24 protein-coding genes are annotated in these 22,822 nt (G+C 49.4%); all 24 read right to left on the reverse strand.

Going from position 1 to position 22,822, the window contains the following annotated elements:
* Positions 1 to 273: 273 nt before the first annotated feature.
* On the reverse strand, positions 274 to 1,020 hold the full coding sequence (gene mobC, locus CBW22_RS23200; RefSeq protein ID WP_088517989.1) for a MobC family replication-relaxation protein: 747 nt from the start codon (positions 1,018 to 1,020) through the stop codon (positions 274 to 276).
* A gap of 9 nt (positions 1,021 to 1,029) precedes the next feature.
* A complete protein-coding gene (locus CBW22_RS23205) occupies positions 1,030 to 2,889 on the reverse strand; it encodes a type IV secretory system conjugative DNA transfer family protein (RefSeq protein ID WP_088517990.1) in 1,860 nt (619 codons plus the stop codon).
* A gap of 699 nt (positions 2,890 to 3,588) precedes the next feature.
* On the reverse strand, positions 3,589 to 3,891 hold the full coding sequence (locus tag CBW22_RS23215; RefSeq protein ID WP_047955823.1) for a TrbM/KikA/MpfK family conjugal transfer protein: 303 nt from the start codon (positions 3,889 to 3,891) through the stop codon (positions 3,589 to 3,591).
* A gap of 60 nt (positions 3,892 to 3,951) precedes the next feature.
* Positions 3,952 to 4,971 carry a P-type DNA transfer ATPase VirB11 gene (gene virB11 / locus CBW22_RS23220; protein ID WP_088517992.1) on the reverse strand — a complete coding sequence of 340 codons (1,020 nt, stop codon included), beginning with the start codon at positions 4,969 to 4,971 and terminating at the stop codon, positions 3,952 to 3,954.
* Positions 4,961 to 6,268, reverse strand: a complete 1,308-nt coding sequence (gene virB10, locus CBW22_RS23225) for a VirB10/TraB/TrbI family type IV secretion system protein (protein WP_088517993.1) — start codon at positions 6,266 to 6,268, stop codon at positions 4,961 to 4,963. The genes virB11 and virB10 overlap by 11 nt, the downstream gene beginning before the upstream one ends.
* Complete coding sequence (virB9, locus tag CBW22_RS23230) at positions 6,265 to 7,155, reverse strand: P-type conjugative transfer protein VirB9 (RefSeq protein ID WP_176428173.1); 891 nt, start codon at positions 7,153 to 7,155, stop codon at positions 6,265 to 6,267. The genes virB10 and virB9 overlap by 4 nt, the downstream gene beginning before the upstream one ends.
* On the reverse strand, positions 7,152 to 7,835 hold the full coding sequence (locus tag CBW22_RS23235) for a virB8 family protein (protein ID WP_088517995.1): 684 nt from the start codon (positions 7,833 to 7,835) through the stop codon (positions 7,152 to 7,154). Before CBW22_RS23235 ends, virB9 begins: the two co-directional genes overlap by 4 nt.
* Positions 7,828 to 7,968 (reverse strand): hypothetical protein, encoded by a 141-nt coding sequence (locus CBW22_RS26415; RefSeq protein WP_020078407.1) that lies wholly within the window; start codon positions 7,966 to 7,968, stop codon positions 7,828 to 7,830. Before CBW22_RS26415 ends, CBW22_RS23235 begins: the two co-directional genes overlap by 8 nt.
* A gap of 89 nt (positions 7,969 to 8,057) precedes the next feature.
* Positions 8,058 to 9,089, reverse strand: coding sequence for a type IV secretion system protein (locus CBW22_RS23240; protein WP_088517996.1), 1,032 nt, complete (start codon positions 9,087 to 9,089; stop codon positions 8,058 to 8,060).
* 71 nt (positions 9,090 to 9,160) lie between these two features.
* Positions 9,161 to 9,436, reverse strand: a complete 276-nt coding sequence (locus CBW22_RS23245) for an EexN family lipoprotein (RefSeq protein WP_088517997.1) — start codon at positions 9,434 to 9,436, stop codon at positions 9,161 to 9,163.
* An 11-nt stretch (positions 9,437 to 9,447) separates the two neighbouring features.
* Positions 9,448 to 10,176, reverse strand: coding sequence for a type IV secretion system protein (locus tag CBW22_RS23250; protein ID WP_088517998.1), 729 nt, complete (start codon positions 10,174 to 10,176; stop codon positions 9,448 to 9,450).
* Between the two features lie 22 nt (positions 10,177 to 10,198).
* The gene (locus CBW22_RS23255; RefSeq protein ID WP_088517999.1) at positions 10,199 to 12,946 is read right to left on the reverse strand and encodes a VirB3 family type IV secretion system protein; all 2,748 of its coding nucleotides are present in this window, start codon (positions 12,944 to 12,946) and stop codon (positions 10,199 to 10,201) included.
* 11 nt (positions 12,947 to 12,957) lie between these two features.
* Positions 12,958 to 13,236 (reverse strand): TrbC/VirB2 family protein, encoded by a 279-nt coding sequence (locus CBW22_RS23260; protein ID WP_088518000.1) that lies wholly within the window; start codon positions 13,234 to 13,236, stop codon positions 12,958 to 12,960.
* The gene (locus CBW22_RS23265; protein WP_088518001.1) at positions 13,233 to 13,877 is read right to left on the reverse strand and encodes a lytic transglycosylase domain-containing protein; all 645 of its coding nucleotides are present in this window, start codon (positions 13,875 to 13,877) and stop codon (positions 13,233 to 13,235) included. Before CBW22_RS23265 ends, CBW22_RS23260 begins: the two co-directional genes overlap by 4 nt.
* Positions 13,878 to 13,949: 72 nt before the next feature.
* A complete protein-coding gene (locus CBW22_RS23270; RefSeq protein WP_012541171.1) occupies positions 13,950 to 14,171 on the reverse strand; it encodes a hypothetical protein in 222 nt (73 codons plus the stop codon).
* Between the two features lie 394 nt (positions 14,172 to 14,565).
* Entirely contained in the window at positions 14,566 to 14,775 is a 210-nt protein-coding gene (locus CBW22_RS23275) for a TraR/DksA family transcriptional regulator (protein ID WP_088518002.1), read from the reverse strand.
* Entirely contained in the window at positions 14,765 to 15,352 is a 588-nt protein-coding gene (locus tag CBW22_RS23280; protein ID WP_012541173.1) for a DUF2857 domain-containing protein, read from the reverse strand. Before CBW22_RS23280 ends, CBW22_RS23275 begins: the two co-directional genes overlap by 11 nt.
* 53 nt (positions 15,353 to 15,405) lie before the next feature.
* Entirely contained in the window at positions 15,406 to 15,600 is a 195-nt protein-coding gene (locus CBW22_RS23285; protein WP_041165340.1) for an AlpA family transcriptional regulator, read from the reverse strand.
* Between the two features lie 348 nt (positions 15,601 to 15,948).
* Positions 15,949 to 16,866, reverse strand: coding sequence for a hypothetical protein (locus tag CBW22_RS23290; protein ID WP_012541175.1), 918 nt, complete (start codon positions 16,864 to 16,866; stop codon positions 15,949 to 15,951).
* 259 nt (positions 16,867 to 17,125) lie between these two features.
* Positions 17,126 to 18,310, reverse strand: a complete 1,185-nt coding sequence (locus CBW22_RS23295; RefSeq protein ID WP_088518003.1) for an MFS transporter — start codon at positions 18,308 to 18,310, stop codon at positions 17,126 to 17,128.
* The gene (locus CBW22_RS23300) at positions 18,307 to 19,542 is read right to left on the reverse strand and encodes an ATP-grasp domain-containing protein (protein ID WP_088518004.1); all 1,236 of its coding nucleotides are present in this window, start codon (positions 19,540 to 19,542) and stop codon (positions 18,307 to 18,309) included. The genes CBW22_RS23295 and CBW22_RS23300 overlap by 4 nt, the downstream gene beginning before the upstream one ends.
* A gap of 49 nt (positions 19,543 to 19,591) precedes the next feature.
* Complete coding sequence (locus tag CBW22_RS23305; protein WP_088518005.1) at positions 19,592 to 20,947, reverse strand: FAD-binding oxidoreductase; 1,356 nt, start codon at positions 20,945 to 20,947, stop codon at positions 19,592 to 19,594.
* Between the two features lie 45 nt (positions 20,948 to 20,992).
* Positions 20,993 to 22,045, reverse strand: coding sequence for a hypothetical protein (locus CBW22_RS23310; RefSeq protein ID WP_088518006.1), 1,053 nt, complete (start codon positions 22,043 to 22,045; stop codon positions 20,993 to 20,995).
* An 8-nt stretch (positions 22,046 to 22,053) separates the two neighbouring features.
* The gene (locus CBW22_RS23315) at positions 22,054 to 22,776 is read right to left on the reverse strand and encodes an alanyl-tRNA editing protein (protein WP_254919558.1); all 723 of its coding nucleotides are present in this window, start codon (positions 22,774 to 22,776) and stop codon (positions 22,054 to 22,056) included.
* Positions 22,777 to 22,822 lie beyond the last annotated feature (46 nt).

Below are 22,822 nucleotides of genomic sequence, written 5' to 3' on the forward strand. Positions count from 1 at the left end.
AACAACCTGTTTGACTGCTTCAATTTTAAACTCTTCGGGATAACGCTTACCGCTCATGGGCACCTCTCTTTAAGCCATTTTAAATGACTCCGAGGTGTCTGTTAAACCCGTGGCGATTCAGTTTTTACCGGCAACGCTGCAAGGCGCAGACTGAGGCGGAACGCAGCACAGCGAGTACCGAACAGTCTGCGCCTCGCAGTGGAATAAAAAAGTTCCGGCCTGGCGGTATCGCCGCCAGGCCGGTGAGGCCATCTCGATGGCCTGAGTAAAAGCTTACGTATAGCTGCCTAATGGCAGGTGTTTCAGTTCATCAAAGGTATAAATGCGAAACACCCGACGGTGGCGTTCTTCAAGCGGGATGTGCTGATGGTTGATGATGACATACCTGATGCTGTCAAACAGCAGTTCAAGCGCACGCTTCTTCTGTGGATCGGGCACAACATAAAAAACGTAAATCCACTGCTTGCGGGTACGGGCCAGCAGGTGGCTCACCATGATCGACTGATAACGGGCCCGGGTTTTCAGGCGGCGCTCGGTTTCAATGGCAATAACGTTACCGTCAGGCAGGGTCAGTAACCCGTCCGGGCGATGTTTCACCTGATACTGGCTGATAAAAGTGGTCCTGTCGCCGTTAATCCATCCCGAAGCACCTTTTTTCTCCAGAATAAGTCTGGCGGCCTGATTATCAAGATGATGCTCCAGCGTCCAGCCGGTAATTCTGGACGGTTCAAACCTCGCGGGAAAGATTCTATCATCCGGGGTCAACACCATCGCCAGCCCGTCGCTGGTGATCCCCCATAATGAAATCTTCATTGTCCGTGATTCAAGCATATGCTTCTGAATTAACCCCATTCGCTCAGTTTTTGCCAGCAGCGAATAAAGCGACTTATGATCCCGGAAACCAAATAACTGCATCAGCGTTTTAAAATCACTGTAGGTTTCTTCTTTCAGGAAGTTCAGCAGTTGTTTTATTTTCTCATTGTTGCGCGTCTGGCGCTCATGAAAGGACGAAATCAGCATAAGCGCTCCTTAAAAATCCAGCCGGAACAGGTGTTCTTTATCTTCAGCTTTCGGCTTTGCCGGTTTGACTTCGCTTTCGTCGAAGAAAATAGCCGGGTGCGTTGTTATCACATCCGGTATGGCTGGTTTATCATCCTCGCCAAAATCCAGCATGATCTTCACCGGGGCTGCTGCGGCGGCAATATCAGGGGAAACTGAAAAGATTTTTAGCTGACGCTTTCTGACCTTTATCGGCGAGAACAGTGAAGCAGATGGTAGCGTTTTTGATGTAAAGATAAAACTGACAAAATCGGGTAGGTTCAGGATCATATTGCTGTCAATAAAGAAACGTTCGGCCTGGCGGATTGTGCGCTCACTGTCGATGGTTTCTGTCAGCATATTATCCGTTTTCGCCTTGCGGAGTTCGTCATCCACCAGAATAGTGCCTGACATTCTTGCCACCCATTCCGCCGTGTCCGGGTCCATAACCCGGTAAACCAGTTTGAATTTGGCATTTTCAACGACCGCACCGACAACGGCGTCACCTTTCAAATCTGCCGGGCAGTCTTTTAAATCGGCAATGGACTGGTGGTCCATAATAATATGGACGCCTTTATCCCGCGCCGCGCCTAAACCTTCCAGCGCTGGCCTGGATAAATGGTATTTCAGTTCGGAAAGATAAACAGCAATGGGGCGGGGTACGTCTGTTACTCGATCGCGCTTTTCTGCCAGCTGGTAAAGGCGAACCAGCAGCATGCGCTGGGCGGTAATAATTTTGCTGTTTCGCATGGAGCCGACAACATAACAGCAGCCACCTTCATCAAATATGTGCTTAAGCGAAAAGCCTTCTGGTGAGTTAATAGCATTGAGTAATGCCAGTTCCTCAATCTTACCGAAAAATGCTTTGATTTTTTCGGCAATGCCCTGAACATATTCACCGTTATAAACGTCCCGGAGTGTTCCCGATGGATTATCACTGACAAATTGCGCGGCCATACGTGCTGCTTTTCGGTCATCAATACGATAGAAGTCCGATTCCTGTCCTTTTTCCGCTAGGCTAAAACCGGCAACAAACAGTTCTTCCAGTTCATCGGGCGTGATATCTTCAATCAGGTTGAACTGATATTGCTGTTTCCGCAGGTCAATTAAGGCAAAGGGTTTGCCTGCATCCTCGCATGCTTTGCGGTAAAGATGCGGTGCCCATTCATCATCCTTGGGGTCCATAACAAACACACCTTCACCCGCCAGAATGCTTTGATAAAGCAAAATGCCAGCGGCAACTCCTTTACCGGCTCCGGTGGTGCCGATAATATCCGCATGTTGTTTCTGCCAGTCTTTTAACGGGAGATACATCGGTTCATTCTCCCTGTCCATGCCAGTGAAGATGCCTTTATTCAGGTCGATATAATCCAGCGGGTTATAATGCAGAGTTTCCGGCAGCAGGGATTTTACGGTGCGGACGTCAGTGCGCAATTCCCGTTCAAGGGTGGTCTTTTTAACAAGGCGTTTCTTTATTTTGTCCAGCTCCGGCGTGAATACCCTGCGCAGCAGAATATGAAAAATAAAACCCGCTACAGTGAAAGCAATCCGTACTGACCACGCCAGTACCGTATTATCACTGATGAGTCTGGTCTTATACAGCCACTGAAAGGATCCGATAATTATCGGAGCCAGTGTGCCAGAGAGAAAACACAGCAGGGAAAAAGCGATAATCAGCCTTTTCCAGAACGGGGCATTCTGCCGTTCATCGCTTTTCATTGATGCAAAAAACGGCATCGTCAGCCCCGCTAATAACGCCAGTATCAGTTGTTGCTGTTGCACAAAAGCGAGCAGCGCCAGCATCCCGTTCACTGGCGGTGACAGTGAAGCGGCAAGCTTATTTAAAATCATTATGCCTCCTTCGTCAGCGATTCGCCCCATGACATCGCCCCATCAATTCGCCCCACGGTGTCGGGCGAAAAGGCGGGGCGAACGTAAGGGACGAAGAAGGTGACCGCTGGGCGGCCATGTACCGGAAAGCATGCTTCCCTGCACGAAACGGCGTGCGCCAGTACATGCGGGCTGGACGCCCTTATTGCCTGCCGCATGGGGGTAATGTCGTGGCTGAACGCCGCGCCAAAACCCCCAGGGTCAAAGGCGGCACACCGTCGCTCGCTACGCGCGACCACCCCCTTTAAGACGGTCGCTTTCGCCTTTTTATTCCCTTTACTCGTTCCTCGTAGCGGGAATAAAAGGGAAGCTGACCTTTAAAGAGGGTGGTCGCGCCACGCTACCGGCTTTTGGCCGGAGACTTAGCTGCGACGGTGTGCGGGGCGATGCCCCCCAAATAAACCGCTGTCGTGGGCGACAGCTTTTCGCTCGCTGGGGCGGCGAAATTTATCCGGCTCCCCCCGGCCTGCAAAATCCGCGTGGGCACGGCTGTTTGCAGGTGAGGCGCGGTGCCTGAATTATTTTCGCTCTTTAACCCGCGAAAATATTTCTGTCCGCTGCCTCATTTTTACGGCCCCAGTTTCTTCGCTCCTTAATCCGCGAAAAAAAGAAGCCGTAAAAACCTGAAAACCGTCACGCTCTGTGCCCGTCTCGCCAGTATTAACCACGAACGCGGCCATATTTACTGATGACCTGACTGATAGCCGCCGGGTCTGCCGAATCACATTCAAGTAAAAACGATTTTCTGGCATCGGCCGTATGGTCAGGAAGAAAACCGTGTTTATTCTCTTTCACGATATTAAAGAATGCCCGTTCAGCGGAATGACATTCACTGCTGCCGCTGTTTCCCGTTGTTTTACCGTACATGCATAAAACCACTTCGCAGGCATCAGCGGCCATTGCGGATGTTGAACATGACGCCATAACGCCGAGAAATAATAAGGAGAGTATGACTTTCTTCATTTCAGTCACCGGTATGATTAATGAAAGGTTGCGTATTTAGGGTAATGTTATTTGCCAGAGTTATTGTCTGAATGCCTCTTTCATGCTGTTTAAATGAACTGGCTTAAAGTAAATATCACTCATCCGGCGCACATCGCCGTGTATGTCAATACTGACGATGACATCAATGCTTTTAAGTACCTTGCGTAACAGCACATCAAAAGGAATATTCCGGCAGTCGGGGTTTTCATAGCAGCGGTCAATGATCCCTTCAATACATTCTTCCGGGCTGCCCGCGTGCATGGAGGTGATTAGTCCTTCATGTCCCGAGCCGACAATTTTCAGCGCGTCCCACGCTTCACGCCCACGAATTTCCGCCAGTAATATCCGGTCAGGGTTCATCCGATAATTAGCACGAATCAGCCTGCCAGGCGTGACAATAGCGTTATCCCCGGCATCCGCCGGGTAAAAAAGATGAACATAATTGGCGTGGTGATAAAAACGGATTTCAGGATTATCCTCAATGGTGGTTAGCCGGAGATGCAACGGAATATAATGCAGTAGCGTTTTCATATAGGTGGTTTTACCGGAGCCGGTTTCACCCACAATAAAAATCGTTTTGCCATATTCCACCGCTTTTTCCATAAAGCGGGGAATATTCCCGCTGTGATATAACTGAATCAGTGCATCATCCTGACTTTCCGTTTTCTCCTGACCGGCCACGCGCTGATAAAATCCCGCATCAATCCATGACTGATGTGTTTTCTGCTCAAACGAGGGTTTGCGTAACGTAATGGATACCGTATTACGCTCACAGGCCGGGGGAATAATCGTCTGAATACGCTCGCCGGATTCGAGCGTGGCCGACAGTATCGGTGACGTATCGTCAATATTATCGTCATGCCAGGACGCTAGTGCTTTGGCAAAGGCGTAACACTGACGCAGCGTGACCGGGGATTCACGCTGCTGCCATGCCCCCTTTATTTTGGTGTGCAGTTCCCCCGGTCGGTTAATCGAGATTTCGGTCAGCCCTTCGACTGGCAGATAATCACCGAACAGCTGATTTTTCATAAAATCCAGTGACAGGTTTTCAGCGCTCATACCATTTCTTTTTCAGCCGTAGTTGATAAACAGAGGAAAAATCAATATCCGTACCGGTCATGATGCCGATCACGTCGCCCTGGTTCAGGTACATCGTGGGCGGAATACTGATGCTGTTTTCCAGCGTCGTTTTCGCCATTTCCGCCGTGGCGGCGCGGGTGTTTTCGGTATAGTCGGTATTGCGGTCTTTACCCGGCGCGGCATCTGATGCCGCTGCCGCCACGTCCTGCACGGTACTGAGCATCAGGGCATTGCCGAAACGCTCCCAGAAATGGCTGTCGATCCAGCCTGCGATCCCTGCCTCACCGAGCGGGCCGGTGGCCTGCGTATCGGTGAGCGGGATTTGCAGGCTGCCGGGCTCCGGCGTGCGTAGCTCCGTCCACAGCACAAACATCCGGCTGCGTCCGTGTTGCAGTGCCCCGGTGCGGTAGAAACCACGGGCAACTGTTCCCGCCGGGATCAGCCTTACATGGTTGCTGGCGCTCCAGACATCCTCATTGATAAGGCAGGAGATATGGCCGCCAACATCCGATACGAAGCGCCGCATCATCGAACACGGAATATAGCGGTCCACCGGGATATAGAGATCGGGATCAAGGCCCAGCCGTCTGACACCGGTGACGCGGGCAACGCCCGGATGGTCGTTGTTATTGCTGCCTGCCGGTGCTGTCGTATCCGGGCAGCGCAGGCGTCCATCTTCGCCACTGGCCAGTACCGACTGACAGGATGTGTGCGCCGTGGAGGCTGACGGTCTTCCCGACGTTTCCGTGTTGCTGCGCACTCCGCTTCGGGACGTGCGTGTATTGTCGCCTGACCCTGTACTGCCGTTGTTCAGCCCGTCGGCCAGTGCTGCCGCCTTGTTCAGGGCGGGTGGCTCCGGCGGTAATAAGGGAGGAGCAGTGTCGCTCTGACTGGCAGGGCCTGCGCTTTCCTGCCTCCCTGGCCCGAACAGGCCAAACGGGTTACTGTCCATGCCCAGATTCTTACGCTCCTGCTGCACCGCCCCGGAGGAAGAGGGCGGCGCGGTGTCAGATTTTTTCTCATCACCCCTTTTCAGGGCGCTGAGAAGACGATCGCCACCGGATGCCATGGCTATCACCAGCACCAGACTCAGCAGGCTGACGATCAGCGTGCGGCGACCGGACGCTTTACGAAAACGGGTCACTTCCGGCTGGCCGGGCGGCGTTTTCTGCTCCGGTTCCTGGTATGCCATCGCCACGCGGGCGCGTTCACGGGCTTCCGCTTCCCGCTCTGCGGTGGTTTTTTCCGGCTCGTCCGGGAATGGTTTGTCGCTCATTTTGCCTCCAGCGTAACGGACGGTGAAACGGTGTCGCTGTTGGTCAGCGGGATACGCCCGAATTCGGCGTTTTCGATCCCCACCACTGATGTGCCGTAACGCAGAACCAGCTGCGGCGATGCCGGAACCACCATCACGGTGTAGTTGCCCCGTTTAATCGTTCCGGGCGTGACCGCCTGCTCCTGGCCGTTAACCACCCGGAAAACGGAAGGCAGGGTTTTCGTGGAGGAAAAACCGATATACGCAAAACGACCGTCATCCCAGGTAAAGTCCGGGGCGATGAAGGCTGAGCCTGCTGCCACCCGTTTTGTATAGCGCCAGTTGTGCGGAGTGGTAGCCTTCCCGAATGCCGCCGCTATCCGCTGCCGGTCCAGTGCTTCCTGCTGATGTTGCTGACGGGCGGCGCTGGCGGCGGCAGACTTTTTCCGCAGTTCGTCGGGATAGCGGTAGCGGATAACAAAGGCCTGGGCGGGCGAGTCTTTATCCAGCACGTTCAGCTCCAGGCTGTAATCGCGCTTCGATGTCACCACGAACAGATTGGTTTTCCAGTCTTTTGTCGTCGGCAGAAATACCTGGCTGACGGTGTTGCCGCTGGCATCCGTGACCGGCTGGGTAATCGGGTTCGGGCTGACGCCCACCCGGTTGTCGCTTTTCGTCACGGTCCAGCCTTTGGCAAAACCCGCCTGCGCATCGATAACGGTTTCATCATCGTCAAACACCAGCATGGTAACGTAGCCGGGGCGGGTACTGACGACCGTGGCGTTCTGGCTGTTGTATGTGACGTTCTGCATCCGGCTGTCATACGCGCTGCCGCGCGGTGTCGCTGCGCTCCATGCCACGCATGACGCCAGTAAGCCAGAGAGGAGCAGGGTATGTTTCAGCATCATTCCCCCCTCAGCTCTTTATCGCGCTGGTAGCTGGTGACGATAAAGCCCAGCGGGTTCACTTCGCGCTGGCTGTCGGTCAGTTGCCGGTGCGGGACGTAGCGGTAAGTGAGGCGGATATTCCACACATCCGTTTTCATAGAATTATCAGCAATACGACGAATTGTGCGCTTAATACGCAGTGTTGCCAGATTATCCGGCCCGGTGGCAGGCGCATGCACATTGGAAATAATGTCGATATAAACGACATATTCCGCCTTGTTAAAAATCACGTCCGGTGCCTGGTCGCCGTTAAACCCGTCCAGATAGTCCCGGTTTACGCTGTCGCTGTTAAATAACTGCATGTCGTCATAATCACGCTGGAGGGAGAAATAATTATATCCCTCGCGGAGTCTGACATAGTGTGCTGCCAGTGAATGCGCCAGTGCCTTTTCAGACGAAATATCCCGTTCCTTCACGCGGGTCATATATTCATAGCGCCCGGTCTGTTTATCCACTGACCATAATTCAGTGTCGGTGGTTTTCAGCGGCAGCAGAATAATAATGGCCGTAATCGCCATTGCAGCCAGAATCAGTCCGGCAGCGGCCACCCGCCAGGCGGTTTTTTGGGAACGCTCTTCCTTTTCCAGCAGGATGGATTCAAAAGAGCGGGAGACATTAACAATGTTCTGAATATCAGACATGGTGAGTCAGCTCCTGAATGATGGCGGGGGAATTCACCGGCTCGGGTTCGCCGGATACCGGCGGGAGGTCGCCCTGATGCCGTGCGCAGCCCGTGAGCGCGCACAGCATCAGAAGGATGATGCTGAATTTCATGGAAGCCCCTTATCGTATGGATGCAGGAATGCCGCACCGGTGGCGCAGGCCACGGCGTGACGGGGAAAGGAAATTAACGGTACGAAGGATTAACGGTGACGCTGCCGGTTCAGGCGTTTCATACTTTCGATGGCGGCGGCGCGTTTCTGCCAGGCGCTCACGGTTTTACCCGCGCCTGCGCTGGTGAGCCTGCCGGTCGACGCGGCGACGGCCATGCCGCCTTTCGCAGCCAGGCGGGCACCACCCTTTACACACGGACCGGTGAGGTCGGCGGATTTATTCGCCAGTTCGCTCAGACCACTCATGGCTGCCCCCTGCAGCACCGCCTGTACGGCGGCCCCGCTGAGTGCGCTGGCGAGCTTCGCGGAGAACCAGACCACCACACCTGCCGTAATCCCTGCCAGCAGGCACTGCGCCGCCAGCGTGACCATATTGGTTTCAGCGGATGTTTTTGTTGCAGCATCCAGTATCTTATTCAGGTAATTAATGGCGATACGGATGGATAAGGCAGAAAACATGATCGTTAATATTGCCGCGAAAATCGTTTTCAGCCAGTTATCAAACATCGGTTTAAGAAAACCGTAAAACAGGCAGAAAATAAAGAGCGGCGCGGTGGTCGTCATTAACAGGATGGTGATTTCGGCGAGCAGGTTCACAAAGGTGGCTGCCATCAGCAGGACAATAGAGCCGCCCCATACCAGGACTTCGGCAAGGCCACCATTCAGTTTGACGTAAGTTGAGGTGTCCATATTAAATAACTTTTGCCCCAGCGCCTGTGCCTTTTCCCAGACTGTATCCAGTAGCGCCCAGACGTTATCATCGCCGCTGATACCGTCTTTGAGTCCCTGGATAGCTGCTACCGCCAAATCCAGCCAGCCATCCCGGTTTAACGCAAAGGTGGTGATCAGTAACATTCGCCCCACATCCCAGGCGACATCTTCTACCGGGGTCCGGAGTTTGCCAGCCAGCGTCTGATAACCGCGAAACAGTATAAACAGGGTAAAAGAGCTGACGATGATGACGCTGATCATCGTGCCGTAAGTGGAAGACTGACCTTCCAGTACGGCATTCAGTCCATCCATGATGTTTTTGTCCATACCAACAAAAATACCACCGGACATGGTGCCTCACCTGATATATAAAGAAAGGAAATAGAAAACAGGGAGGATTCCCTGTTTTGCTGGAGGAGAAATTACTGTGTCACTGCATTTCGTTTTTCAGCTTCCTGCTGAAATATCGCCCCGAATTTCTCCTTAACCCCGGGCTGGCCTTCCTGTGCAAACATAAGTGCTGCCCGGTGGGCAAATTCGCAGTTATCGCTTGCCTCGCCATCCTCCAGGCATTGCGTATAAACCGCATAAGTTTCGTCAGGATGCTGCTTATACCAGGCTTCGGATTTGGTTTCCTTGCAGCCGGACAGTAATATCACGCCTGAGAGTGTGCATAAGGTGAATAAGGATCTGAGCACGGATAACCTCCTTATAAATTATTAAGGTCAGCAACAGGTGCCGTTAGCTGCTGCTGTTCAAAGGCTTTCTGTCTTTGCTGTTCCAGCAATGTCGTTCGCTGTTCAGCCTGTCTGACAGACATCTCCCACTGATTCGTCAGCGCATTTAACTGTACGCTTTTCGTCGCGATGGCGTTAGCCAGATCCTGAGACTCTTTCGAGTCCTGCGCATTCGATATACGGTCAGATAAGTCTGATATATCGCTGAGTGTGCTGTTGATCCTGTTTTCAACGTCAGTGGTATTCTCAACCGCCATTGCCTGATTGAGGATCATCTGTTTACAACTGTCGGCCAGGGCCTGAGATTTTATTCCTTCCTGTTCCTCGCTGCATACGCTGAATGATTTGTATTTATTGTAAAGGTTTTGCAGTTCAGCAGAATATGAACTGTTTTTCGTGGTCAGCAGATCATCCAGTGAAATACCGCTCTTACGGAGATTATCAATATCGGTTTTCAGGCTTCGGGCATCGCTGAGAAAACCCTGAATATCCCGCACGCCGGTTGCAGTGGCTAACTGTTTTTTATACGCATCAAGTTCGCTTTTATAATGAGTAACCGTATCCTCCCATTGCTGTAATTTCTGCATCCACTGGTTAATGGATTCGGTATTCTGCACGGCGTCGAAAACCGGTATTCCGGCGCTGGACGCCTGCGTCGAGAAAAATAACGATAATGCCAGAAAGGTATATCTGGTACGCATATCAATGACCTCCGTATGAATATTAGATTGCCCTCTCAAGGAAGGTTTCTTTCCATTCATCAGGTCGCATACCGTCCTTATAAATGGCATCGAATATTTTCAGGTTGTCCTCACTGCCGCTGAGAAGCCGGGTGAGTTTACCCAGTCCGGACAGATCCATTTTCGCCATTGCCACAAACGGGCGGGTTTCTCCGGCCTGTAACGGTGTTTTCAGGATGACCATATAATGCTCGCCCGGATCAAGGTTTCTGACCGTCTCATAAACGCTGTCCGGCACTTTCATTTTCTCCACGTAATCCGCATGGCTGGCTTTCGGATTTGCGAGGAAAATCTGGGTACCGCACTGCTCAATAATCGCCGGGGCGATGGGGTGTCTGACGATTTCATCCGGTGACTGTGTTGCCGGAACGAAGATACCGTTCAGCTTTCGGATGACTTTCAGCATATTGAGGGAGAAGCGGGAAAATTCGACATCGGCCAGCCAGCGCCAGAACTCATCCATAAACATCACCAGACGGCGACCGTCCAGAAGGCTGGTCACACGGTACAGCAGGTAAAAGGTCACGGGACCGCGAATATCGTCATCATCCAGAAATTCGGTGCCGTCGATACCAAAGTTATCGACATCGCTGGTGGTGAAAGTATCAGCCTCGTTATCAAACACCCAGCCGAACTCGCCCCCCTGCGCCCACTGTTTCAGGCGAATACGCAGCCCGTTGGTGCGGGCGTCTGTGGTCGGCGGCTCCGGCAGCACTTCCAGCAGCCGGGTGATCCCGTACCGGCGGTACTCCGGCGGATAGTCCAGCATGATGGTGTCCACGGCGGCACTGATCCGCTCCTCATCGCGGGGATCGAGCGGCTTACCGTTGCGGCGGCACAGCATGCGCACCAGCCGTTTGATGAAACTGATGTTCCGGCGGGTTGGCTCCAGTGCAAACGGGTTGAAGCCGGTGGGCTCGCCGGTACGGATGCGGAAGTATCGTCCACCCATCTGGCGGATCGCCATCTCCGCCGCCCGATCCTTATCGAAATACACCGTGGTCAGCCGTTTGATGGTGGCAGAAGGCGCAAACGACGCCGGGTTACGGTACTTCTGCATCAGTTGTTGCATGATGGTCATCAGCAGGGTTTTACCGGAGCCGGTTTTCCCGATAATCGCCGTATTCCCCGGCGTTTTCTCACCGGTGTCATCCCGCCCTGCCTGGCTGTCGTGCAGGTTGAGGTAATACCCGCCACCGCCGGGAGATGTGAGGATGGCGACGGCTTCCCTCCACGGATTACCGGTGCGTTTGTGGGGATGGAAGTTATGCAGGCAGGCCATATCGGCAAAATTCTGGCTGCTGACGGCTACCAGTCGGGGACGCAGCGTATAGACTCCCGGCAGTTGAGCCAGATATGCGGCGGGCAGTGACAGGGTGGAGAGCGTTGTCATAATACCCAGATCGGCGAAGGGCTGGGCCAGAACGTTAGTGTCCTTCACCACCTGTCCGGCACTGTCTGAGGAGATCAGCAGGGAAAAGTGGAATTTACCGCACGACACATGCCCGGACTGGAGCAGGTCGCGCAGGACAATCAGCTCTTCGCGCTGGGAAGTCGCGTCGTCGTCCGTGGAGTTAAGCCGTTTTTCCGCCAGCCGGATATGATTTTGCGCCTCATCCCGTGCCATGCAGGTAAAGGACTGCGTCAGAACATACTCGCTTTCGGCGTACAGCAGCGCATCCAGCATACCGGTATGGGTTTCCGGGGAATAATCCTTAATCTCCAGGCTGCGGAAGAAGCGGGAACCGCTGACCGTCTGGCATTCACCGGTGTCGGTGGTGAAAAAGACGTCTGGCGTACTGAGCGTTAAATAAAATGGTGAGCGCGTTACGGCCACCTTCTGCCACCGACCGGTAAGCAGACGATGGAAGAATGCCAGTTGTGAGGAATACACGCGACCGTTTGCTTCATATATCCCCAGCGGCGTTGCCATATAGCGGGATAATGAAGATTCCAGTGCTTCGCGGTATTCCAGCATGATTTTGAGCGCGTCATCCAGAGCTGGCTGGCGTTTACCGTGTGACTGCGCTTTCATGGTTTTCTTCTCAATCTGAGAGAACGGTGCGAAGCAGACGGTGAAAAACAGCCGGTGCCGCCAGAACGGTTTTTCTTTTACCGGCTGGTAATACCGTCGGGTCACGTCATCGGAAAAGGGAATACCCGAACAGGCTTCAAAAGCATCATGGTATTTTTCACGGAGCCGGTGAATATAGAATGTTACCGGCAGCCCCTCATAAGAACGAATAATGTTATTCAGGTATGTCGCCATTAAGGTCAGATGATGTTCATCTTCACATTCAAAGACCGTACCGCCCAGCTCCCAGGTGGCAACCAAATCACGGTGACGGTTTCTGATGACGTAAGGGTGAATATGGGAGGAATACGGAATATATTTATCCAGCGTAATACGCTCGTTTAATTTCATTTTCTGAATAAACTCCGAGACATCAACATTATCGTACTGATTCGCCAGAAGGGCATTCGCGCCAAAATGGGTATTGGTGAAAAGTCGTCCACGGGTTTTAAACGCCAGCCAGAGCAGACTGAAATGATGAATGTCCTTTCGGGCTTTATTTTTCATTTCCGCCCAGGCCGGGATCAGCAACAGTGCCAGGTAATAGCTGACATAGACCGCCAGCAGGACGATGGCCCCGCTGACGAGAACGAACGGCACCAGAGGAATACCCATAATGGCGGCAGGCCGCGTAAGTGCTTTATTCAGCGTAGCCATCGTTGCCTCTCTTATGACGCCCAGTAGGCACCGAAGCCGGATGCGCCGACAATCAGGATCGCGCCGATGATGACGTTACGCATGTCATGCAGGCTCTTGCCGTCGAACAGCACCTTGTAGCCCACCCACATGGTCGCCAGCGTGATGGTGACGGCGGCCAGTCCCAGCAGGCCGGTCGAGGTATTGCTCAGTGTCTCACTGGCCTTGTTAAATCCGCTGTCCGCCGCCAGCGCCGGGGCGGACAGCAGGACGGGAGCGACACCAGGGTAATGACGTTTACGCATGATCATTTCACCTCATCAGGGATAACAGGAATAGCGCCGCGAATGACGGAACCGGGATAATGCAGGGAAGGCAGGACCGGCGCAGTGACACCGGCAGGCTCGCCACGCAGCACAACGGCGGGGTAACGGACAGGCGGTTGCGCATTCCGGTAAGGGTCACGCTGCCGGTCTTCCCGGGTGGACGGGACGACATAGCCAATGCGCTGCACGTAGCTGGTCTGGCTAAAGGCGGATTCCGGTCGCTGGCCTGTTTCAAAGTTGCCGGAATAGTAACAACTGAGCGCACGTTTCAGGGTGCCGCCGCGCCGGTAACAGTCGGCGAGAATGCGCTCAAATACCGACAGATTGATGCAAGGGTTAAGCAGGTCGCTGGCCGTGACGCCGTAATGGCGGAAATTGGTGCTGGTGATTTGCATCAGGCCGACCGAATAGCGTCGCTCCTGTGTCGCCAGCTGTCTGGTGAGACGGATCGCCTCCGTCAAACTCGTGGGGAAATGTGAAATCACGCCCTGACTGTCTGGCAGGATTTCAGCAATGGCGTAAGGGTGGAAACCGGATTCTACCCGTGCGACATCAAGCGACGTGGACGGGTGAATAGTGGCGGCGCACTGCACCGCCAGTGCCAGAAAGGCAGTGGTGGAAAGCATGCTGGCCTCGTAACAGAGAGACCGGCGGCTTATAGAAAAGTAAGCCGCCGGGGGAGAAGAAAAGAAAATGGATTAAGCGGCAGCGGTATCCTGTGAAATGTCGTTTTCTTCTCTCGGTTCGAGCAGTACCAGCCTGCCGGAAACCGCAATACCGGGTATCAACACGATATTTAAACCGGGCTTGCCGTTATGCGCGAAAGCAACGCCAACCTTTGTCCAGTAGGTGTTTTTTTCACCCTGAGCATCGGGCTGGCTTTCCTGGGTGACAAACACTTGATAAACGGGTTTTCTCATGGAGTCTCCTTGAATCAAAACAGCAGTGAATGAAATAAACCGATCACATCCCGGTTCTGCATTCCGGTTTTAACGGGTCAGCGAGAACATTCAGCGGCACCCTGAATTGTGGTTACGTGACAGCCCGATCCATTTTGTTAAAGAGCAATACCTAGCCCGGACGAATTAACGCCCATCATGGCAACCATGCTGTGATGGCGTTTTCAGAATCGAATATCTGACGAGGGATATAAATAAGAAACTCAAAACAAAAAGAAGAGAGAAAAATAGCGAAGTATTTAAGATGTAGTGAGAATAACGAGGATATAAAAAACACGACAGGGTGGTATTAAAATTCACCGGGAATAATAAAGACGTGCAGGGATATAATACCTACACACGTCTTTGTTAACTGTCAGCTGCTGTGGCGTTCAAGTTTTTCCTGACATTCTTTACAGGTGGTTATACCCGGCAATGTCTGTCGTCGCTTTTCAGGAATGGGTTTACTACATACACGACAGTGAAATAATGATGGTGCTGACCCCGGCTTAAAACGACTCTGTTCAATCATCTCCTCCAGTCGCTGCTCATTAAATTCCTGATCGCGATCAATTTCATCCGGCATGGGGCAGCCTCCTGTTAGCGACGACCTCCTGTTTGCACAGCGCAATACGCTTCCAGACCGTGGTGAGTGACAGTCCTTCGGTCCTTGGCAGCAGGAATTCAGTCACCTTCATCATTGCTATCAGCGCGTCGGGCGATTCCAGGTTGTCCACCCGGCATCGTTGCCATTGCCGCCAGATCTCGGTATCTGTCTCTTCATCTGGCTCAGGTGTGCGCCCATATGGCACGCGGATACCCAGTAACCGTCGGCGAAGGCTGACCTCATTTGACGTCAGGCCAAAATAGCGGTTGAGCAAAGCGATAGAACCACCCAGGCGGATAGCGCGTTTAATCTGCTGTTGTCGCCGATATTCCTGACGTGCCTGTGTCAGTAAATGAGACAGAACATCATGGCTGACAGTAATCGAAATGAAGGGTGCCACTGTCCGGCTGACAGTAAACAGTTCATCAAGAGATAACTGATCGAGAGCATTTATTTCGTCGAAAGTAAACCCCAGAGCTTCACAGTGGCGAATATTGCCTTGTTTTAGTGCATGCAATGCATCAGTCATGATGGCGTAATTAATTGATGGGATCATTCTGTTATCTCCTCAATTTGTTGGGGGGAAAGTTGAGTACATAAACGGATGTTTTAACTACTCTCACGTCTGGATAATTTCCGATTGATCCATTCATCAAGTTCCGATTCGAGCCATGCAACACTGGCAGGGCCGATTTTAATGGAACGAGGAAAATCGCCATTTTTCATATACAGGTAGATCTGAGAGCGTTTCAGGCCGGTTTTTTCTTCGACCTGTTTTAAACGTAATAACTGGTGTGTTGTCATCGTCTGCTCCAGCATCAAAATTAACCGAGGTATCCGACAATCATAAAATACACAGGTAAGAGCGGAGGGAAAGTTTCTGAACCCTTATTAAGGGTTACAATATCCTTATTACGGGTTTTTAGGATGAATGAAATGTCTTATCTTTTGCGTTTAATTGCCAGAGTAGTGGCTTGTCCTTTTTAGTACACAATCGATTTGATAGTTTGATTATTCTATTAGATGAGAGATAAGGCAGGTTTGATATGATAAGAAATGGGATTCGACAGGGAAGGAAAAAAATAGTGAGAATGTGAGCACGTATTATTAATGGTTTTACAATTGATACGGATATTACTCGGGTATGCCATATTATTTTGAACTCTGATTCGGGGAACCGCGTTCAAGCGCTCTTTTCAGCGTGTCCGCGCTCAGATGATCGGTAATACCATCGACTGATGCCCATTCTTCAAAAATGGGAAGAAGTTTATAGGGATGCCTGAGCAGTGGACTGATCGAATCATTATGTTTGCATGCTAACCAGAATAAGCGTGAGAGAGGTGTGGAAAGCCTACTGGATGAAGTGTGGGTAAAGCGGTCTGCATGTGTACCGAGTAATTTATCAAGTTCCTCTTGTCGTATTACAAAACAGGCATCTTCCGGGAGTTCATAAACAGGAAAATATCCTTTGCCGGAAAAATTCATGAATCTGTTTACTGATTCATCCTCGTAAATATCTGCAATGATATGCGCCGGTAATCGCGTTATTTGCTGATTAATTCTGTCCTGCCATGTCTTTTTTTCAAAAATCTGATATGATTGGCCTGCCAAAGTAATTGTAATACCATAATTGGCATTATTTGCACCTGTAATAGGTAACGGCATATTTAGAGAATGTGCAAGTAGTCGCTGAATGAGAACGAATTCATGTCCCAGCATACCTATGTTCATGACTAATTGAGCAGGTGAGATATATTCCCCCTCTGTACTGAGAATTAAACCTTTACCATTTAAAAATACATTTCGTTCAAGCATGCAAAGCCGATATGGTAGAGAATCGCCTACTGGGCGTAGTTTTATTTTGTTCACTGAGGAACGAATTTTTCTCAGTATAACAGGTGACTGAAAGTATATCGAAAGTGAAATGTTACCATATAAGGCATGTCGATAAATATCATATTCTGCTATTTTTATATCCCTAAGTTTATTGGTTATTTTTACTGCTTCACGGATGGTAACCCAGGCTGGCTTAGGGAAAAAGGTATTGACTTTACTAACATCATTTTGCATAAAATAAACTCCTTGAATATCACAGAGTAAACATGATATTACTTGCTATGCTTAATAATTTTACTCTTGTAATCTTTGATATATCTTAAAAAATCGTGTGCCACTGCCTACGGATAAATCAGATTATATAATCAGAAAGTTTTAAGATTGTCATGCATGATGTTCGTAAAGTTAATGATGCCGTTTTTCGCAGCATTCACATACGTTGCGGTAACAACTGTTACCACAATCATTATGTTATAGTGTTGGCCTCGTCTGATTATGAAGAGTCTGCGAAATTTTTATCCGTCTCAATACCGATTAAAGGTCGTTTCTGGAGTATTGATAACCATGCTCCAGCTGCTGCAATAAAACAGGTCAAAACTCCCAACAGGAAGGAAATAACACTCAGCTTTCCTGCAATAAGTAACAGCCCTGCTACTGTAGCAGTGGCTTCAGCAGCACCCCAGACACAGGTCTGTATTGCCATTACAACAGATCGACGTCCTCGCCAGATTCTAACTGCCTGCGCCTGATACAACGGACCACAAATCATTTCTCCGGTTACGATCAGGACGACAACAATATACAGAACGGCTTGCTGCTCAGATGAGAATATTAATAATGCACATCCTGAACCGATACATAAGTTTGAAATAACAACCCGCCATAGTCGGCTTATCCTCTGTGAGAATGAAGTGATATAAACCTGTCCGATAATGATGATAATACTTGATAGAAGAAATAGAGTGCCTACCAGTTCACTGGAAAACTTTTCCACCGCATAGGTCGGCAATACATAATAAAACTGGGCATAGCCAACCATCGTCAGGAAATTAATCACCATAAAAGCGATAATTTGGTGATTACCAGTATCCTCTGATGAATTCGCTGTTTCACTTTTTGTGTCAGCCACCTCAGGATGGGTTGCAGAGGGTAGAGGACGGGTGGCTATTGCGCCCAGTGTCCCAAGTAACAAGGGAAAGGCAACAAACCAGTAACCTGTACCTGAAAGCATGAAGGACGCCAGAAATGGTGCAATACCAGCGCCAGCATTGGCTGCAACGTTTTCATATGAAAGCACACGCTCATGCTCGCCGTCATGGAAAACATGCACGATGTATGAAATTTGCGATATGACTGATACAGAGTTAGTCAGGCCAAATAACGTTGCAAGAACAATCCAGACAAAGATATCAGAAACGCCCATTGCTGCTGCGACGAGCATCAGGAATGCTGATATGGCAACACCCAACAGCGTAAGTGCGATCTCTGCTTTTCGTTCTGTTTTGTCCAGCAGGCGATGGAAAGCGAGCGCGCCTGTACGGTTCGCCACAATAGCAAACCCGACGACGATACCGGCAGCACTACTGCTGAGTCCCACAACGCTATTAAGCCAGACAGCCATGAAGGGATAAAAAAAGCTCCAGGCTGCAGCTGAGAAAAAGCGAATAATGTATATCATTTGAATACAGGTACCCTGTCCCCATGGTCAGTTTTTACGCGTATCAGGTTGATTTCCTGCTGAACAATGTCGGTGTACCCGGTAAGCATCCCGACCCATGAATAATCCGATACCCCCACAGGCTGGATGCGGCTGCCTGGACTGGCTATCGGGGTATGAATGGATGAAATCGCCGGAACGTCCCATCCACGGATAACCGATTCTTCTGCCAGACCATACCAGTAGCTCAAGGTATTATTGATCTGCGCTGCTTGGTCATATGCGGGGACGGATTCTGCCAGACCTAAAGGGAGTAATGCTGCATGCTGCAAAACAGATGAAGGAGAATATCCATAGGCCAGAGCAACCTGTTCTACGATAGTTGCCCCACCTAAACGTCCCATATTGGCATCAATAAGATATGCTGTCGTATCTGTGGCGATAAACTCACAGTGGAAGAATCCGTTATCAAATCCTGAACGTAAGACAAGATCGTGAATAGCCGCCTGAATTTTTGCATGTACGATGGGATCAATACCGCAGTCGTTTGGAAAATGGTTTGCCACCTCAGTAAACCGAACTCTTTCACGTCTGGACAACCCCAGGTAAATAGTTTTACCTCCCTGCACAAATCCTTCCATGCTCACTAGCGTTCCTGAACAATATTCTTGGATAATCCAGGGAAGGGTTTCACAGGATTTAGCACCGCTTGCTATTATCGCTGACTTGATCGTATGCGTCGGGTCCCGGTCTGCTTCAATATGCAGTGTGGATGTAGCAAGCGCGCCGGAACCGATTGCTGGTTTCAATATGATCGTATTGTTTTCACGTACCTTAAGCCAAGGTAGAACGAATTTATCTTCGGAAAATGAGATTTGTACCTCTTCCGGAACATGCTCAGGGACTATCTTACCGACCGCATATTTTGACGCCAGCTCAGCAAAGACGGAGGGTGGTCCTCTAAAGTTAAACTCCTCCGCGATTTTGTTGACCATCGGGAATAATTCATCAAAAAAAGTCGTAATGCTGTGGATATTCTGAGTGACATCCGGATGGGCATTCAAATAGTCAGACAGAGCATTATGGTCAGAAAAAAGAGGAATACATTGAACATCACTAATTGCTTGTAGGGCATCGCCACAAAGTGCAGATTTATCAATAGAAAGAATAAGGTCGTGACCTGCATTGCGAATAGCGTCACTAATATATTTCACCGATATCTTGTTTATTCCTACGATTAATATGTATTGCATACTAAATATTCCCGTTTTAGTGTAACCAGAATAGTTCTGCTGAATCCGCTCAATACATTTTTGCTGGATTCATGATATTATGCGGATCCAAAGCAGACTTAATGGCTTTCATCAAATGCAGGGCTGCACCATGCTGCACTGACATCCATTTTATTTTTCCCTGTCCGACACCGTGCTCGCCACTGATGGTTCCACCATATGACAAAGCTCGTTCAGCCAGACGACTCAGAAATCCCTGTATAACAGGAGTTTCTTCCTCTCCTTCACGGAGCATAAGTAAAAGATGGAAATTACCGTCTCCAACATGCCCTATTAAGGGAGCCTTGAGCCCTGTATTCGCGATATCCGTTTCTGTTGCAGAAATACAAGCACTCAGGCATGACAGAGGGACACAGATATCCGTAGGGATCCCCTGGCAACCTTCATAAAAGGCATGGAATGCCCACCACGCATCATGACGTGCTACCCACAGTGCTTCTCTTTCTTCTGGATGAGAAGAAAGCTGTACTTCCCCCCCGTACCTGTGCACATGTTCTTCAAATAACGCAATATTACCTGGCATTGACAGGCTATTAACGTGTAACTCCACAAACAAATGCGGTTTTTCTGATAATCCCAGTTTTGAATAAGCATTACATGCCCGAACTGCGGAAACATTTAGGAGTTCAATACGTGCAATAGGTAGTGCAGATTTCAGGGTGTCTGTCACAGCCCTGACGGCATTCTCTACCGAGTCAAACGCACAAACACCGGAAAGAATAACTTCAGGGAGTGGATGAAGCTTAACAGTTAACTCACTGAAAATGCCTAGTGTGCCTTCCGAACCAACGGCAAGTGAAAGCAGGTCAAGCCCCATAGCTGATTTCACCGCTCTGGATCCGATGTTTGCTATAGACCCGTCAACCATGACAAGACGGGCAGCCCGGACATTCGTTGCCATCGTGCCATAACGCACTGAGTTTGTTCCTGAGGCACGGGTTGCGGCCATACCGCCAATTGAGGCATTTGCACCTGGGTCAACTGAAAAAAACAACCCTGTTCCCCGGAGAGCTTCATTCAATTGTTCGCGCGTGACTCCGGGCTGGATTGTCGCGGTCATATCTTCAATGCTGATGTCCGTAATGGCATTCATTTCAGAGCAATCAATGCATATACCTCCTTGCGGGGCATTGATCTGTCCCTCGATCGAGGTCCGGGCACCACTTGGTATCATGGGCAGTCTTTCAACAGAACAGAACGTCACGATATCCACGATATCCTGCTCATTTCGGACGATCACAACCCCATCGGGAGGACTAAGAGTAATTCCCGTCGGAGCTTGGCAGTACTGTTCTCTGAATGTCGGCTCCGTATGAAAATGATCGCCAAATTTTTCCTGTAATTTTTCGATAACTGACATGTTCATTCATTGCCTCCATTGTAAATATAAAATCAGGTCTTTATGGTGGAACTATTCTGGCTTTTTAAACCCTGAAGGTTTTCTGGCAATTCGACCGTCATATTCTGGTCTGCCTGAAATGATCAATTCCAAAAAATAAGGATGTGCATTCTCATCCTCAAGCTGTCGTCCGGATTTAGTGTGTACCTCAATAGCGGAAAAGAGATCAACAAGTCTGTCCTGTATTTGTTCAATTTCCGGCGATTTAAGCGTAACCATCGCACTAAATTTAAATGTCCCATCTATGTCAAAATATTCACTTTTTTCGGGTTTGGACAGGGATTTCTCAGTTTCATAACACATAAATTTGTCTTTAAGATTAATAGATTCTGGGGTCCTTGGCATTCTGAGTGTCGGTGCAAGGCGAATAAAAGGGGCTTCCTCATGGTTTCGTTCTTTTGCTACAAGACTCAAAAATTCGACCACACGAGAATCGAATGCAATGTCAAGTTGATGGCAAACTTGTTTAATTTCAGCCACGGATGCAGTGTTAACCATATATAGATATGTCATAAGAGGCCATAAATCAAAATTGTTCTTAAATCCTCTAATTATTTCATCAGAAATAATAAATTCGCGTTCATATCGACTTAGGCTGAGTGCGCGGCGTAATATTTTGGAATCATGGTCTCTCAGTTCTAGTCTTGAAGACAGATCTCTTGTTTCTATTCCTTTCCCAAATAGCATTTCATGCATATCAGAAGGTAATAAATCCTTAAAGTAATGCCAGAAATAATCAAAGCTTGATTTGCTTGATGTTTCTATACCAAGAGAGTTGTGAAGTTCTACTGCTGAGTCTATACTGAGATATTTCCTGCCTGCTTCGATATCACGATAATAATTAGCAGAAAAAGGAATATCTATCCCTTCCAGAAACGTCGAAACTTTAAGATGTCCCCTTTCAACACGAAGTTGTGTCAGGAATGAACCAAGAGCATGTTTTTCATCTGTCTTGTTAGACGTTTTACCAGGGAGACTATCTACGTGTTTTGTTTTGTTTTTATCTGTTCTCATACCAGAGGCTACCATCGTTATTTGTTGATTAGATATTGACTCTATAGACATCTACCAGGTTAACCTGAATTATCAGAGAGCCTAAGTGCTATACGCGTCATGTTTTTTTTGATTTTCAACGTGGAAAATATCATCCCGATTTCTTTTGTATCTTTTACATGTGTACCTCCACAAGGAATTGACCATCGTCCACATTTCCATATCCGAAAGTTATTTCCCTGTTCGGGAACATTTACAGTTTGTATCTCATGTCCCGATGAACAAAATTCATTTAGTTCTGTTGTTGCCTTTTCAAGAATATCTTTATCAATATAGTCAAGAAGTTGATAATGATTCTCTCCACTTTCATCATTGAGTGGTGAACGAACAGGATAAGGGATTGAATGGCCTGTTACCTGCTCGAGTATACAATGGATCAGATGTATAGCCGAGTGTATACGCATCTGGTGATATCGCAGATCCCAATCAAGAATAGCAGTCACTTGCTGACCTGCCTGCTTTTTCAGCAAGTCAAAACCGATCTCATTAATATCAAGATAGTGTCTGATCTCTTCATCTTTTCGTTTTGTTGTGAGAACACCGATTTTTTGTTGTGATGTCAGCATATCCGGTAAAACAAGATAACCTCTGTCACCCAATTGCCCACCACCCTGTGGGTAAAAAATGGTCGGACTGAGGACACAATAGGGAGAATTTGACTCATCAAGGTTAACATGAAGGAGTCGCGTTTGGGTTTGACTTAGATAGGGGGCTGTATGGTATAGCCCAGGTACTTTATTCATATTCTTAAACCTCAATTGAATAGATACTTTTAATTATTTATTTGGA

This window comes from Pantoea sp. VS1, assembly GCF_002207995.1.
GTDB lineage: Bacteria > Pseudomonadota > Gammaproteobacteria > Enterobacterales > Enterobacteriaceae > Pantoea > Pantoea dispersa.

Bases quoted from the DNA above. Each gene is read 5' to 3' on its own strand.
- mobC (WP_088517989.1), bottom strand. From the start codon at position 1,020: ATGCTGATTTCGTCCTTTCATGAGCGCCAGACGCGCAACAATGAGAAA.
- CBW22_RS23205 (WP_088517990.1), bottom strand. From the start codon at position 2,889: ATGATTTTAAATAAGCTTGCCGCTTCACTGTCACCGCCAGTGAACGGG.
- CBW22_RS23215 (WP_047955823.1), bottom strand. From the start codon at position 3,891: ATGAAGAAAGTCATACTCTCCTTATTATTTCTCGGCGTTATGGCGTCA.
- virB11 (WP_088517992.1), bottom strand. From the start codon at position 4,971: ATGAGCGCTGAAAACCTGTCACTGGATTTTATGAAAAATCAGCTGTTC.
- virB10 (WP_088517993.1), bottom strand. From the start codon at position 6,268: ATGAGCGACAAACCATTCCCGGACGAGCCGGAAAAAACCACCGCAGAG.
- virB9 (WP_176428173.1), bottom strand. From the start codon at position 7,155: ATGATGCTGAAACATACCCTGCTCCTCTCTGGCTTACTGGCGTCATGC.
- CBW22_RS23235 (WP_088517995.1), bottom strand. From the start codon at position 7,835: ATGTCTGATATTCAGAACATTGTTAATGTCTCCCGCTCTTTTGAATCC.
- CBW22_RS26415 (WP_020078407.1), bottom strand. From the start codon at position 7,968: ATGAAATTCAGCATCATCCTTCTGATGCTGTGCGCGCTCACGGGCTGC.
- CBW22_RS23240 (WP_088517996.1), bottom strand. From the start codon at position 9,089: ATGTCCGGTGGTATTTTTGTTGGTATGGACAAAAACATCATGGATGGA.
- CBW22_RS23250 (WP_088517998.1), bottom strand. From the start codon at position 10,176: ATGCGTACCAGATATACCTTTCTGGCATTATCGTTATTTTTCTCGACG.
- CBW22_RS23255 (WP_088517999.1), bottom strand. From the start codon at position 12,946: ATGGCTACGCTGAATAAAGCACTTACGCGGCCTGCCGCCATTATGGGT.
- CBW22_RS23260 (WP_088518000.1), bottom strand. From the start codon at position 13,236: ATGATCATGCGTAAACGTCATTACCCTGGTGTCGCTCCCGTCCTGCTG.
- CBW22_RS23265 (WP_088518001.1), bottom strand. From the start codon at position 13,877: ATGCTTTCCACCACTGCCTTTCTGGCACTGGCGGTGCAGTGCGCCGCC.
- CBW22_RS23270 (WP_012541171.1), bottom strand. From the start codon at position 14,171: ATGAGAAAACCCGTTTATCAAGTGTTTGTCACCCAGGAAAGCCAGCCC.
- CBW22_RS23275 (WP_088518002.1), bottom strand. From the start codon at position 14,775: ATGCCGGATGAAATTGATCGCGATCAGGAATTTAATGAGCAGCGACTG.
- CBW22_RS23280 (WP_012541173.1), bottom strand. From the start codon at position 15,352: ATGATCCCATCAATTAATTACGCCATCATGACTGATGCATTGCATGCA.
- CBW22_RS23285 (WP_041165340.1), bottom strand. From the start codon at position 15,600: ATGACAACACACCAGTTATTACGTTTAAAACAGGTCGAAGAAAAAACC.
- CBW22_RS23290 (WP_012541175.1), bottom strand. From the start codon at position 16,866: ATGCAAAATGATGTTAGTAAAGTCAATACCTTTTTCCCTAAGCCAGCC.
- CBW22_RS23295 (WP_088518003.1), bottom strand. From the start codon at position 18,310: ATGATATACATTATTCGCTTTTTCTCAGCTGCAGCCTGGAGCTTTTTT.
- CBW22_RS23300 (WP_088518004.1), bottom strand. From the start codon at position 19,542: ATGCAATACATATTAATCGTAGGAATAAACAAGATATCGGTGAAATAT.
- CBW22_RS23305 (WP_088518005.1), bottom strand. From the start codon at position 20,947: ATGAACATGTCAGTTATCGAAAAATTACAGGAAAAATTTGGCGATCAT.
- CBW22_RS23310 (WP_088518006.1), bottom strand. From the start codon at position 22,045: ATGTCTATAGAGTCAATATCTAATCAACAAATAACGATGGTAGCCTCT.
- CBW22_RS23315 (WP_254919558.1), bottom strand. From the start codon at position 22,776: ATGAATAAAGTACCTGGGCTATACCATACAGCCCCCTATCTAAGTCAA.